This is a genomic window from Sphingomonas sp. 67-41 (assembly GCF_001899725.1).
GTDB classification, from domain to species: domain Bacteria; phylum Pseudomonadota; class Alphaproteobacteria; order Sphingomonadales; family Sphingomonadaceae; genus Sphingomonas; species Sphingomonas leidyi.
In genome coordinates this window covers 92,333-105,573 of record NZ_MKWJ01000008.1, presented here as the reverse complement: position 1 = coordinate 105,573, position 13,241 = coordinate 92,333, and the positions used below count along the sequence as shown (strand labels likewise).

The following is a 13,241-nucleotide window of genomic DNA, read 5'->3' as shown; positions in this document are numbered from 1 at the left end:
TCCCTCTCCCCGCATGCGGGAGAGGGCCGGGGAGAGGGGGAGACGGGGTGGCGATGCGGATGCTTTCCGGCGGCGTGCCCCTCTCCCAACCCTCTCCCCTGACGGGGAGAGGGCTTTTTGAATGACCACCGAAGTCGATTATTACGAGCTGCTCGAAGTCGAGCGCACCGCGGACGACGTCACGCTCAAGTCCGCCTATCGCAAGCTCGCGATCAAATATCATCCGGACAAGAACGCCGGGTGCAAGGATCACGAGGCCAAGTTCAAGGCGATCAACGAAGCCTATGACTGCCTGAAGGATCCGCAGAAGCGCGCGGCCTATGACCGGTTCGGCCATGCGGCGTTCAAGAACGGCATGGGCGGCGGCGGCGCCGGCCCGCAGCCCGATTTCGGCGCGTTCAGCGACATCTTCGAAAGCGTATTCGGCGAGTTCATGGGCGGCGGCCGGGGTGGCGGCCGCCAGGTGCGCCGCGGCGCCGACCTGCGCTACGACATGGAGATCACGCTGGAAGAGGCCTTTCACGGCAAGACCAGCGAGATCACCGTCGACGTCTCCGGGCATTGCGACACCTGCGACGGCACCGGTGCCAAGCCCGGCACCCCGGTGAACCAGTGCAAGCAGTGCGGCGGCCATGGCAAGGTCCGTGCGCAGCAGGGCTTCTTCATGGTCGAGCGGACCTGCCCGGTCTGTCACGGCGCCGGCGAAGTGATCGAGCAGCCCTGCCGCGACTGCCGCGGCGAGGGGCGGACCGACAAGACCAAGACGCTCAAGATCAACGTGCCGCCGGGCGTGGACGAAGGCACCCGCATCCGCCTGCAGGGCGAAGGCGAAGCGGGCGCGCGCGGCGCGCCGGCGGGCGACCTCTACATCTTCCTGCACGTCAAGAAGCACGCGATCTTCGAGCGCGAGGGCACGAACCTGTTCGCCCATGCGCCGATCAGCTTCACCACTGCGGCGCTGGGCGGCGAGATCGTCCTGCCCGGGCTGGATGGCGAGAAGCATGTCGTGAAGATCGCGCCGGGCACCCAGAGCGGCCGCGAGGTGCGCCAGCGCGGCGCCGGCATGCCGGTGCTGCAGGGGCGCGGGCGCGGCGACCTGGTCGTCGAACTCGTCGTCGAGATGCCGACCAAGCTGACCGCGAAGCAGCGCGAGCTGCTCGAGGAATTCCGCGCGACCGAGACCGGCGACGAATGCCCCCAGGCGACGGGCTTCTTCGCCAAGCTCAAGGCGGCGCTGGGCTAGGTCGAGAACTCAAGCAAACATCTGATTTTCCTGTATCGTCTCCACGTCTTCCTTCGTCATCCCCGCCTGCGCGGGGATGACAAGGTTTGCTGAACGAGTCTTGACCCTAGGCCGGGAACGCACGCAAGCATCTGATTAGCCATCATAATCCTGGCTCGATGCTTGGGTGGCGCTGGGATTGCGGCAGGCGCCGCCTCCCGGCACGCGCGCATCCCCCTTCTTTGCACCGCTTCGGTTCGGTTCGCTCCCATATGGGGGCTGCCCGGCTGCGATCGCGCGCGGATAGTCGCGTGTCTTGCAGGGAGGGGAGGCACTTATGTGGGCTTGGCTCAAGGCATTGCTGGCGCGGCTGTTCGGCGGCGGGGCGCCGAAGCCCGTGCCGCCGACGCTGGCGGAGGAGGAATTCCGGCCCGGGCCCCCGCCGCCTTCGGGCATGCAGCAGCTGCTGGTGATGAACGGCGTCTTCCCGCAGGGCGGCTCCGCGCCCGCGCAATTCACCGTCGGCATGATCGAGAGCTTTGCCGGCAGCTACCCGGCCTATGGCGCCAGGCCGTGCACTGGCGGCACGCTGCCGATCGCGTCGAACCAGCCGCTGATGGCGGTGATGGGAACGAGTTTCGGCGGCGACGGAATCATGACCATCGGCGTACCCGACCTGCATGCCCGGGTCGCGATCGGCGGCGCGCCGGTGGGCGGGGTGCGGCCGGGCGCGCTCGTCCTCGGCTGGCTGATTGCGATGGATGCGAGCGTCGACGCGCCGCTGCCGGGAACGGTGATGCCCTTTTGCGGGACGGTGGTGCCGGCCGGCTGGGCGCCCTGCGCCGGCGCGACGCTGTCGGTCCAGCAAAATGCCGCACTGTTCGCGGCGATCGGCACCGCGTTCGGCGGCAATGGCACGACCACCTTCCAGCTGCCGGACCTGAACGGCGCGGCGCCGGTGGGCCTGGGGCCGGGCATGGCGCTGGGCCAGAAGGTGCCGGGCACCATCGACGGGCTGGGCCTCAACTATATCATCAATACCGGCGATCTTCTGGCTCCCGGCAGCGGCGATGGCGAGCCGCCGGCCTATTATGCCTATGCCGGGCAGGTGACGGCCTATGCCGGTGCGCAGATCCCGCAGGGCTGGGCGGCGTGCGACGGCAGCATGCTGGCGATCTCCGGCTATCCGACGCTGTTCCAGGCGGTCGGGGACATATGGGGCGGCGACGGCAAGACCAGCTTCGGCCTGCCCGATCTGCGCGGCCGGATGATGCCCGGGGCCTGAGCCGCCACGATTTCGTTACGTGAACGCAAGCTGCAAGGCGAGTTCAGCATCGCATCAGGGCGAATCGCCTAGACCCATCCTCGTTCCCGGTGCCGAGCCACCGGCCAAAGGAGGAGAAGAGATCATGCGTAAGATGCTTCTGGGCCTCGCGGCCATGGCCGTTGCCCTTCCCGCCCTGCCCTCGACCGCGATGGCGCAGCGTTATGACGGCTATCGGGGCGACGATGGTCGCTACGATCGCGGCTATGACCGTCGTGGTTACGACCGGGGCTATGACGATCGCGGCTATTATAACGGCCCGAGCTGGCGCGGCCGCGACGGCCGCAACTATTGCCGCCGTTCGGACGGCACGACGGGCCTGCTGATCGGCGGTGTCGCCGGCGCGCTGGTCGGCCGCAGCATCGATCGCTACGGTGATCGCACTCCCGGCACGCTGCTCGGTGCCCTGGGCGGCGCGCTGCTCGGCCGGGCGATCGACAAGGACAGCAGCGGCGGCCGTCGCTGCCGCTAAGTCCCGGCGACTTGAAGATGGAGGCAGGGGCCCGGTGGAAACGCCGGGCCCCTTCTCGTTTGGCACGGGGCTCAGGCGGCGCGGGCGGCCTTGAGCGCGTTGCCCCACCAGGCGATCTCGTCGAACAAGGTGGCGCGGGCGGCGGCGAGATGGGGGTAGTCGTCGAGCGTCTTGCCCTGCTGGAGGACGCCGAGGAACGGCTCCATGCCCACATTCACCTCGGCCCGGATCGGTGCCATGTGCAGCTCGACGGCGATGCCGCGCAGCTGCTCGATCGCGCGGGCGCCGCCGACGCCGCCATAGCCGACGAACGCCACCGGCTTGCGGCGCCATTCGAAGGTGGCGGAATCGAGCGCGTTCTTCAGCACTGCGGTGGGCCCATGATTATATTCCGCGGCAGTGACGATGAAGCCGTCATATTTGCCGACCTTGTGGCGCCAGGCCTCGGCGGCGGGGTGCGAATAGACGCCCTGGGTCCAGGACGGGGGGACGGGCTCTTCGAACAGCGGCAGATTCTGGTCGCGCAGGTCGAGCGTGTCGAGCGTGAAGTCGTCGCGCGCGGCGGCGCCGGCGGCGATCCATTGGGCGGGAACGTCCGCGAAACGCTGCGGGCGCGTACTGCCGATGACGAGTGCGAGGTTGAGCATGGAAATTTCGACCCTTTCCGGTTACGAATCGTAACAGGGGATCAAATGATGCGGTGGGCGCATCGCCACAAGGAGGCACATTTCTGGAACCCAGGCACATCCATGTAAGCGGGGGGCATGCAAGCGAAGGGCATGCAAGCGGACGGCATGAGGGCTGCACGCCGGTGCGCGAGATCCTCGCCAAGATCGGCGACAAGTGGAGCATCCTGACGATCATGATGCTGAGCGGCGGCACCAGGCGGTTCAGCGAGCTGCAGCGCGGAATCGAGGGCATCTCCCAGCGGATGCTGACGCTCACCCTGCGCGGGCTGGAGCGCGACGGGCTGGTGACTCGCGAAGTGTTCCCGACGATCCCGCCGCGCGTGGAATATACGCTGACGCCGCTGGGGCGTTCGCTCCAGCAGCCGGTGATCGCGCTCGGCCAATGGGTAGTGGCGAACCTGCCCGAGATCGACACGGCGCGGCGCCGGTTCGACGCGGCGGCGGAGGATCGGGGCGGCAATTGAGCGAAGGGAGCCCGGCGGAGGCGCCGGGCTCCCTTCGTCCCGCTCAGGCAAAGGCGCGGCGGAACAGCGACAGGCCGTGGAATTCGAGCGCCGCGAGCCCTGCCACCGCCAGCGCCTGCACGGCGACGAAGGCGGCGCCGAGCGGATTCGGCGCGAGCAGGGCGATCACCGCGAAGCTGGCCGCGGTCCAGCCCAGGTTGAGCAGGGCGATGGCGCGCACCGGCCATTCGAGCCGGTCGGCCTGGCGCGCCGCCCACAGCATGAACGCGGCCGAGGGGAAGAGCAGCAGCCCGGCCTCGAACAGCAGCGCCGCGGGCAGGTCGAGCAACCCGGCGAGCGGCCCGGCGGCGGCGACGAGCAGCGCGCCCATTCCCAGGCAGGTGACTGCGTCGATCGTGAGCACGGCGCGGAGGAAATGGATCGGATTGGTCATGAGTCGTCTCCCTTGCTGGTGATGACGCAAAGCTGACGGCATCGGCGCGCCGGGTCGATTACGCGGGAGGTAATGGAAACCGGCGCAGCTTGCGGGCAGAGAAGCGGCGAAGGAGACGATCCGTGCAGCCAGCCATACGCCCGCTCGGCGACCAGATCAGGGAATGGCGCCGCCGCCGCCGGCTGAGCCAGATGGACCTGGCGCTGGATGCGGAGATATCGACCCGGCATCTGAGCTTCATCGAGACCGGGCGCACCCGGCCGAGCCGCGAGATGGTGCTGCGCCTGGCCGACCAGCTCGCGCTGCCGCTCCGCGAACGCAACACGATGCTGCTCGCGGCGGGGTTCGCGCCGCTCTATGCCCAGCGAGCGCTCGACGATCCCGCCCTGGCGGCGGCGCGGCGGGCGATCGACCTGGTGCTGAAGGGGCACGAGCCCTGGCCGGCCCTGGCGGTCGACCGGCATTGGCATCTGGTCGCGGCCAATGCGGCAGTCGCGCCGCTGCTCGCCGGCTGCGCGCCGCACTTGCTGGCGGGGCCGGTCAACGTGCTGCGCCTGAGCCTGCATCCCGAGGGGCTGGCGCCGCGGATCCTGAACCTCGCCGAATGGCGGGCGCACCTGCTCGAGCGGCTGCGGCGCCAGGCGATGACCACCGGCGACCAGGGGCTGGAGGCGCTGGTCGTCGAGCTGGAGGGCTATCCCTTTCCGGACGGGGCGGGGCAGCTGGAGGACATGGGCGGCGTGGCGATCCCGCTGCGGCTCGCCACGCCGCTGGGCGAACTCAGCTTCATCAGCACCACCACCGTATTCGGCACGCCGCTCGACGTGACGCTCGACGAACTGGCGATCGAGGCCTTCTATCCGGCGGACGCGATGACGGCGGAGCGGCTGCGGGGGCTTTGAGGGATGGGGAATATGGTCCTCGGCCTGGGTTGAGCCTCATTCAGCCTGGCCCGTCATTCCCGCCTGCGTGGGGATGGCGAAAGAAATCAAGGTCTTGATCGAGGTCTAGGACGGATCGACATTTGGGCGCGCGATGAGAGCCGGACCGCGCTTCTTGCTCCCCGGCGAAGGCCGGGGCCCAGTTGCAACATCGTTCGAGAGGTTCGCGTATCTCGCTAGCGTCCCGATGCTGGGCCCCGGCCTTCGCCGGGGAGCCGCCTGGGACCGCCAGTCTCGTAAATGTCGATCCGCCCTAGGCTGGGGTTCATATTCTTCCATCGCCAGCGACGCGCGGGCCGGGATGACGGCAGGAAATCAAATATTTGCTTGAGCCCCCGAGCTACCGCCCGTCATCGCTCCAGTGGGGCGGGTCCGAGACCAGCTTGATCACCCCATAGGTCGCGCCGACCCTGTGGAGATCGGGGTTGGTGTCGCCCGAGCGCGGAGCGGCGATCTCGCGCGGCTTGCCCTGCTTGTCCCTCACCTTGATCGTGCCGTTCCAGCCGATCGTCATGTCGATCGCGCGGCCTTCGATATGGCGCGAAGTGAGCGAGGGCTCGAAGGCGATCTGGAACAGGTCGCACATCGCCTGCGCGCCGGCCTTCGACCTGGCGAGGTCGCCATGATCCCACCGGATATCCAGGCCGGGCAGGACAGGGACCTTGTTCGGCGCGACCAGCCCCTTCGCCACCCGCCAGCTGTAATGCATCAGCTGCGCACGCAGGGCGTTGCGGCGCGTGGCGGAGATCGTGACGCTGGCGCCCGCGTCCTTCAGTGCCTTCAGGAAGGCGGCGACGTTGTCGCGGAAGGGCTGGACCAGGTCGGCGACGGCGGCGCTGTTCGGATATCTGGCCTGGTTGGCGTTCCACCATTCCGCACCCGCGAGCGGCGGGCGGGTGCCCTGGCCGGCGGCGAGCGCGAGCCAGGTCCTGCCGCCGGGGCCGATCAGGCCGTCCGGCCTGGCTGCGTCCAGCACCTGCGCCTGGTAGGCGGTGATCGCCGCAATGGTGCGCGTGCCGCATTCGCCGCTGGTCGGAAGCGGCTTCTGGCCCGTGGCGCCGAGCCAGTCGTTGAGGAGGTGCTGGACGACCAGCACGTCCGCCAGGTCGTTGACGCCGTTCTTCCCCACCGATGCGCCGATTGGCATGCGACCCCTCCCTGAGATTCCCGTCCCTGGAAGAGGGGGGAGCTTGCGAGTCGTATCCGGCGAAATCCTACATTGAAAGCAGGTCGGAGATCGCGCGGGAGATGCTGGCGAGCGTATAGGGCTTCTGGGTGACAAGGGCAGCGGCATGCTCGCTGGGAAGCTTGAGCTGCTCGCCATAGCCGGTGGCGAAGAGGAAAGGCACCCCGGCGGCGGTGAGGTCGTCGGCAAGCGGCAGGCTGGTCTCGGCGCCGAGATTGACGTCGAGCACCGCGGCCTCGAACGTTTCGCGGGCGATCTCCTCGCGCGCCTGGGCGAGCGTGCCGGCGGTAACCACGCGGTGGGCACCGAGGCGCGTGAGAATGTCCTCGGCGTCCATGGCGATGATCAGGCTGTCCTCGACCAGCAGCACCACGCCCGAGAGCAGCATGGGCGCGGCGGTGCCCGGCGCGGGCGCGGCGGCCGCCGCAGGGTGGCCCGCGCGGTTCGAGTCGATCTCGATATAGCGGGCGGGCACCCGGAAATCAGCTTCGAGCCCGGTAAGCGGATAGCGCACCTCGGCGCGGCCGCCCAGGTCATAGGGGATCGAGCGCGTGATGATCGTGGTGCCGAAGCCTTGCCGCTTCGGCGGTTGCACGGCGGGGCCGCCGCGCTCGCGCCATGCGATCGCCAGGTCGCCGTCGCGCTCGATCCGCCAGTCGATGGCGACCGAGCCATTGTCCGAGAGCGCGCCATATTTGGCCGAGTTGGTCATCAGCTCGTGCAGCACCAGCGCCAGCGCCGAGAAGGCCTGGGGATGGAGCAGCACCGCCGGCCCGTCGGCTTCCACCCGGCCCGCCTTGCCGGCGAGATAGGCGGCGGCCTCGGTCTCGATCAGCCGCAGCAGGGGTGCCGCGGACCAATTGTCCTGGGTGATCTGGTCGTGCGCACGGGCGAGGCTCTCGATCCGGCCTTCGAGCAGATGGATGGTGTTGCGGGCATCCGCCTCGGGATCGAGCGACTGGCGGACGAGGCCGCGGATCAGGCTGAGGATGTTGCGGACGCGGTGGTTCAGCTCCGCGATCAGCAGTTCCTGGCGCTCGGAGAAGCGGCGGCGCTCCTCCTGGGCTTCGTCGCTGAGGCGCAGCACGACTTCGATCAGCGACGCGCGCAGCATCTCGGCGACGCGCAGCTCGGCGTTCGAGAAGGGCTCGGAGCGGCCGCGGACTTCCTGGCTCCATAATTCGAAGCTCTTGCGCGGCGTGAGGCGCGGGCCGTTGGGGCCGAGCTGCGCGGGCTTGTGCGGGTCGCCGGCCCATCTGACCGTGCGGATCTTCTCCTGGCGGAACAGCAGCACGTAATCGCGCGGGCGGCGCGAGATCGGGATCGCGAGGAGGCCGGCGGCGACATCGTCATAGCCGGCGGCGGCGGGAAGGGTGTCTGCGAGGCGATCGGTCGAGAAGATCCTGCCCGCGGCCATTGCGTTCAGTCGGCGGGTGATCGCCGGGAATGCAGCGGGCGGCGGCGTCATGCCGGAGGAGGAGACCCTGCCGTCGAGCCAGATCGCGATGCCGTCGCACGGCACGGTTTCGCGCATCATCGTGCCGAGCCATTCGGGATTGTCGAGCAGCGTCGAATCGCCGGCCACCGCGGCGAGAAGCCGATCGCTGGCGGAACGCGCCGCCAGCTCATAGGCGGCGAGCTCCTTGCGCTCGCGGCTCTCGAGCTTGAGCGCGAACATCTGGCCGAACAGCTCGGCGATCGAGCGCCGTTCGAAGCTGGGGCAGCGTGCGGCATAATGATGGCAGGCGAACAGGCCCCAGAGCTGGCCCTCGACGATGATCGAAATGGAGAGCGAGGCGCCGACGCCCATGTTCTTCAGATATTCGATATGGATCGGCGAGACCGAGCGCAGCACCGACAGGGAAAGGTCGATCGGCGTGCCGCTCTCGTCGAGCCGGGGCAGCACGGGCACCGGCTCGGCATTCACGTCGGCGATGATGCGGAAGGGGGTGCGGACATAGAGCTTGCGCGCCTGCTGCGGGATGTCGCTGGCGGGATAGCGCAGGTCGAGAAAACTGCCGATGCCGGTGCGGGCAGCCTCGGCCACCACTACGCCCGAACCGTCCCGATCGAAGCGATAGACCATCACCCGATCGAAGCCGGTCAAGGCGCGGACCTGGCGGGCGCCTTCGCGATGGAAGGCCGCGGCATCGGCGGTCTCGTCGAGCCGGGCCATCATCGCGCGGATCGCCGAGCCGATATCGGTGGAGGCGTCCTCGCTGCAATCCTCGCCCTCCAGCACGATCGTGTCGCCGATCATGTGCAGCGCGAAATCGAAGCAGCGGCCGCTGGCGATCCGCAGCCCGAAGACCCGCTCGACCGCGTCGGCGCCGCGCAGCATGGCGAGGCGGTTGCGCAGCGTGTGGACGGCGTGTTCGCCGAGCAGCGGGATGGCGGAGGTGCCGAGCAGGTCGTCGGCGGGTTGTTCGAGGAAGTGCTCGGCATTGGCCGAGACGCGGCGGATCAGCCAGTCGACCGAAAGCGCAAGCAGGAAGCCGAAGGGCTGGACGGCGCCCAGCGCATGAATCGGCTCGCGATCGCAATTGGTGAGATCGACTTCGAAATCGCGGTTACTGGCCAATCTCTGCCCTTCGCCATTTCTCCGCCGAACGCTCGAACGCCGTGAAAGTGGCAAGCGCTGCGGCGAGAGCGGCGTCCAGCGCGAGCGGTTCGCGAAGCAGGCCGTCGATAACCCTCAGTAGTTGCTGCCACTTTTCGGCGCGCTGATCTGCATCAAGATAGGCGCGGGGAAATCCGGCGGGCAGGCGGCGGGCAAGAAACTTGCCGCCGAGACGCGAGCCTTCGAGGACGTAGAGCGTACCGGCGATGACGGGAGCGTCCCAACTTCCGTCGTCCCCGCGAAGGCGGGGATCCAGGGCAATGGAGGACATCGCCTGCGGTTCCGGGTCCCCGCCTTCGCGCGGATGACGAAAGGCAGAGCGAAGGAAGGCCAGGTCTTCCCTGAGCAGATGTCCGCGTTTCCGCTCCTCCCAGTCCGCGATTACCCGTTCGCCGGGCAGCTCCGCTTCCAATGGCCACACCACATCGGCATGGGCGGCGAGGAAGCGGGCATAGCCTTCCCGGTCGGCCAGGTCGAAATCCGCGAACGCCGCATCGACGCGGTCATGCGCGTTGGCCGTCGCCTCGCGCAGCGCCTTGCGGCTCGGCGTCAAGCGAAGACGCGCTCGAAGATCGTGTCGACCTGCTTGAAATGATAGCCGAGGTCGAACTTGTCCTCGATTTCCGCCGGCGAGAGCGCGGCGGTCACTTCCGGATCGGCCTTGAGCAGTTCGAGCAGCGAGAGCTCGCCGTCCGATTCCCACACCTTCATCGCATTGCGCTGGACCAGCCGATAGCTGTCCTCGCGGCTGACGCCGGCCTGGGTGAGGGCGAGAAGCACGCGCTGGGAATGCACGAGGCCGCCCATCCGGTCCAAATTCTTCTGCATGCGCGCCGGATAGACGAGCAGCTTGTCCATCACGCCGGTGAGGCGGGCCAGGGCGAAATCGAGCGTGATCGTCGCGTCCGGGCCGATATAGCGCTCGACCGACGAGTGCGAGATGTCGCGCTCGTGCCACAGCGCGACATTCTCCATCGCCGGGATCGTCGCGCTGCGCACCATGCGGGCGAGGCCGGTGAGGTTCTCGGTCAGCACCGGGTTGCGCTTGTGCGGCATCGCCGACGAGCCCTTCTGGCCGGGCGAGAAATATTCCTCGGCCTCGAGCACTTCGGTGCGCTGCAGGTGGCGGACCTCGACGGCGAGGCGCTCGATCGACGAGGCGATCACGCCGAGCGTGGCGAAGAACATCGCGTGGCGATCGCGCGGGATCACCTGGGTCGAGACCGGCTCGACCGCGAGGCCGAGCTTGGCGGCGACATGCGCTTCGACGCGTGGATCGATATTGGCGAAGGTGCCGACCGCACCCGAAATGGCGCAGGTGGCGATGTCGGCGCGGGCGGCGACGAGGCGCTCGCGGTTGCGCTTGAACTCGGCATAGGCCTCGGCGAGCTTGAGGCCGAAGGTGACCGGCTCGGCATGGATGCCGTGGCTGCGGCCGATCGTGGGCGTGAGCTTGTGCTCATGGGCGCGGCGCTCGAGCACTTCGAGCAGCCGGTCGAGATCGGCGAGCAGGATGTCCGAAGCGCGGGCCAGCTGCACGGCCAGGCAGGTGTCGAGCACGTCCGAGCTGGTCATCCCCTGGTGCATGAAGCGGGCCTCGTCGCCCACCTGCTCGGCCACCCAGGTGAGGAAGGCGATCACGTCGTGCTTGGTCACGGCCTCGATCGCGTCGATCGCGGCGACGTCGATCGCCGGGTTGGTCGCCCACCAGTCCCACAGCGCCTTGGCGGCGCTCTTCGGCACCACGCCGAGCTCGGCCAGCGCCTCGGTGGCGTGCGCCTCGATCTCGAACCAGATGCGGAAGCGCGCCTCGGGCGACCAGATGGCGGTCATTTCGGGGCGCGAATAACGGGGAACCATTGCAAGCCTTTCGCCGGGGGTATGGCGGCCCCCTAGCAAGCGCGCCCTAGACTTTCCAGCGGAAGCGCCCGGTGATCGGCCAGTCGAGCAGCGCATCCTCCTCGCGGGCGCCGCGGCCGATATTGTGGAGGATCATCGGGGCATGGGCGCCGGGCAGGTCCGAGACCAGGCCGATATGCGTGGCGGTGCCGCCCATGCCGTTCGCGGGCGCGGAAGTGAAGATGTCGCCCGGCAGCCAGCCCTTGCCGTCGGCGGGCACCGGCAGCGCGGCGCCCGTGCGCGCGAGGAAGCGGGCGAGATTGGGCACGCGCCGGTGATCGATGCTCGGATCCGGATGGGCCAGCCCCCATTTGCGGGGATAGGCGGCGAAGTCCCGCTTCATGTCGGCATGGACCAGCGCCTGGAGATCGATCCCGAAGGCGTCGCGATAGGCGCGGATCAGCACATCGGTGCACACGCCCTTCTCCCGCGGCACGTCGCCATTGGGGAAGGCGAGCCGGGTATAGGCCGAGTCGTAGCTGCGCGTGACGCCGACCTGGGCGCGCGCGGCGGAGACCAGCCTGGCGGCCGGGCCGCTGGCGGCGAAGCGCGGCGGCCGGGGCTCGTCGGCCTTTCCCGATGCCTTCGGGGCGCCGCCGCAGCCGGCGAGGCCGGCGGCCATTCCGAACAGCAAGGTGCGGCGATCGAACATCGCGCCATCCTGCACCGCCCGTGACGCATGCGCCACAGGGCAAATGAAATGCGGCAAATCGAGCCTGTGAAGGGGGGTGAGGCTGGTCGCGATGAAATCGGGAACATGATCGCCGGATCATGGGTTGATGTGGAGAGTTTCTAAAAATAACGTCAGGAGAAATATGAATATATCTCCTGATAAGTTTAGGAGATATATTCATGATGAAGTCGATTATTCTCACTACTTCTATGTTGCTCGCTGTTCCTGTCTTTGCGCAGGAGGTGCCCGTGCAGGATAATACGCAGCCGGCCCAGGGCGCGGCGCAGGAGGCGTCGCCTGCGCCCGGCCAGCCGGCGGCTGCCGCCTCGGCGGCGACCGGGCCCGTCGCGACTCCGGCCGCCACGCAGGAACAGGTCGCCCAGGCAGTGGGCCGCGACTTCGGCAGCTATGACAAGGATGGCGACGGCAGGCTGGACGCGACCGAGTTCGCCGCCTGGATGGGGGCGCTGCGCAAGGCCGCGGAGCCGAACTTCCAGCCGGGAAGCGCCGAGGCGGCGACCTGGGCCAACCAGGCCTTTGCCAGCGCCGATACCGACAAGAGCGCTTCGGTGAACAAGCAGGAACTCACCGTGTTCCTGACTCCGAAGCAGCTGGGCTGATCCCTTCCCGTCGCGCCCGCGCATGGCGCTTGCTCCCGAACGGCCGCCGGACTTGCCTCCGGCGGCCGTTTGGCTTGCCGGCCGCTTCTCGCAAACCCGTCCCTAGATCAGCCCCTGTCCCCTGAGCGACGCGTGCCCCTCGCGCCCCAGGATGATGTGGTCGTGCACGCCGATCCCCAGCCCCTTGCCCGCAGCGACGATCTGGCGCGTGATCTCGATGTCGGCGCGGCTGGGCGAGGGGTCGCCCGAGGGATGGTTGTGGATCATCCCAGCTTGCACGAATAAATGATTGATTTAATTCGAAAATTATACTGATTAAATCTCGTTGGGGGCTGAAATGAGGGGCGGATTAAATCCCGCTCACGCCTCCTCGTTACGCTACCATGACACACCCCCGTGCACCCATATTGAATGCGGTTATAGTCCCCTTTTTAACCTTGGGACAATGTGAGTCTGGCAGCGCGTTCGAGATGACAGCTCCCAGTCATACGGGAGAAAAGCCGCGCCAAGACGCAGCGAGTGGGTCATCTATTGGCGATGGCAGTACTATCAATTTGCTAGAAATGATTACCGTACGGCGTCCTCGGCTGTCCGCGAACTTTCGTCAACGCGTGAGGCAAATACGGTGCCGTATCCGGATTTTTGTAAGCAAGTCCTTGAGGAAAAGACAAGGGCCTCCGACCTTAACGCGTAACTGC

At 67.9% G+C, this 13,241-nt stretch carries 13 protein-coding genes and 1 pseudogene; 6 read left to right on the top strand and 8 right to left on the bottom strand.

Annotation, left to right across the window (positions count from 1 at the left end):
• Positions 1-121 precede the first annotated feature (121 nt).
• The 3 genes from dnaJ (at position 122) to BGP17_RS04395 (ending at position 3,018) form a co-directional block, all read left to right on the top strand.
• Entirely contained in the window at positions 122-1,243 is a 1,122-nt protein-coding gene (gene dnaJ, locus BGP17_RS04405) for a molecular chaperone DnaJ (protein ID WP_167301504.1), read from the top strand.
• Between the two features lie 316 nt (positions 1,244-1,559).
• Positions 1,560-2,507, top strand: coding sequence for a tail fiber protein (locus tag BGP17_RS04400; protein ID WP_286711129.1), 948 nt, complete (start codon positions 1,560-1,562; stop codon positions 2,505-2,507).
• A 124-nt stretch (positions 2,508-2,631) separates the two neighbouring features.
• Positions 2,632-3,018, top strand: coding sequence for a glycine zipper 2TM domain-containing protein (locus BGP17_RS04395; protein WP_286711128.1), 387 nt, complete (start codon positions 2,632-2,634; stop codon positions 3,016-3,018).
• Between the two features lie 71 nt (positions 3,019-3,089).
• On the opposite strand, the gene BGP17_RS04390 is transcribed toward BGP17_RS04395, so the two are convergent.
• On the bottom strand, positions 3,090-3,665 hold the full coding sequence (locus BGP17_RS04390; protein ID WP_208413810.1) for an NADPH-dependent FMN reductase: 576 nt from the start codon (positions 3,663-3,665) through the stop codon (positions 3,090-3,092).
• A 164-nt stretch (positions 3,666-3,829) separates the two neighbouring features.
• Here BGP17_RS04390 and BGP17_RS04385 point away from each other — a divergent pair, with 164 nt between their 5' ends.
• Positions 3,830-4,171: a winged helix-turn-helix transcriptional regulator gene (locus tag BGP17_RS04385; RefSeq protein WP_286711127.1), complete on the top strand. Its 342-nt coding sequence runs from the start codon at positions 3,830-3,832 to the stop codon at positions 4,169-4,171.
• Positions 4,172-4,214: 43 nt separating this feature from the next.
• Here the strand turns inward: BGP17_RS04385 and BGP17_RS04380 are convergent, their stop codons facing one another.
• Positions 4,215-4,604: a hypothetical protein gene (locus tag BGP17_RS04380; protein WP_167301500.1), complete on the bottom strand. Its 390-nt coding sequence runs from the start codon at positions 4,602-4,604 to the stop codon at positions 4,215-4,217.
• 122 nt (positions 4,605-4,726) lie between these two features.
• On the opposite strand from BGP17_RS04380, the gene BGP17_RS04375 reads away from it, so the two are divergent.
• A complete protein-coding gene (locus BGP17_RS04375) occupies positions 4,727-5,506 on the top strand; it encodes a helix-turn-helix domain-containing protein (protein WP_286711126.1) in 780 nt (259 codons plus the stop codon).
• Positions 5,507-5,885: 379 nt separating this feature from the next.
• Here BGP17_RS04375 and BGP17_RS04370 read toward each other — a convergent pair whose 3' ends face one another.
• From BGP17_RS04370 to BGP17_RS04350, 5 genes are all read right to left on the bottom strand, one after another.
• Entirely contained in the window at positions 5,886-6,692 is an 807-nt protein-coding gene (locus BGP17_RS04370; RefSeq protein ID WP_286711125.1) for a hypothetical protein, read from the bottom strand.
• Positions 6,693-6,759: 67 nt separating this feature from the next.
• Entirely contained in the window at positions 6,760-9,312 is a 2,553-nt protein-coding gene (locus tag BGP17_RS04365) for an HWE histidine kinase domain-containing protein (protein WP_286711124.1), read from the bottom strand.
• Entirely contained in the window at positions 9,302-9,904 is a 603-nt protein-coding gene (locus BGP17_RS04360; RefSeq protein WP_286711123.1) for a biliverdin-producing heme oxygenase, read from the bottom strand. The genes BGP17_RS04365 and BGP17_RS04360 overlap by 11 nt, the downstream gene beginning before the upstream one ends.
• A complete protein-coding gene (gene purB / locus BGP17_RS04355) occupies positions 9,901-11,211 on the bottom strand; it encodes an adenylosuccinate lyase (RefSeq protein ID WP_286711122.1) in 1,311 nt (436 codons plus the stop codon). Before purB ends, BGP17_RS04360 begins: the two co-directional genes overlap by 4 nt.
• A 46-nt stretch (positions 11,212-11,257) precedes the next feature.
• Positions 11,258-11,902, bottom strand: coding sequence for a DUF1287 domain-containing protein (locus BGP17_RS04350; protein WP_286711121.1), 645 nt, complete (start codon positions 11,900-11,902; stop codon positions 11,258-11,260).
• A gap of 269 nt (positions 11,903-12,171) precedes the next feature.
• Here BGP17_RS04350 and BGP17_RS04345 point away from each other — a divergent pair, with 269 nt between their 5' ends.
• Positions 12,172-12,543: an EF-hand domain-containing protein gene (locus BGP17_RS04345; protein ID WP_286711120.1), complete on the top strand. Its 372-nt coding sequence runs from the start codon at positions 12,172-12,174 to the stop codon at positions 12,541-12,543.
• A 102-nt stretch (positions 12,544-12,645) separates the two neighbouring features.
• Here BGP17_RS04345 and BGP17_RS04340 read toward each other — a convergent pair.
• Positions 12,646-12,810, bottom strand: a pseudogene (locus BGP17_RS04340) (JAB domain-containing protein); the annotation flags it as partial.
• Positions 12,811-13,241 lie beyond the last annotated feature (431 nt).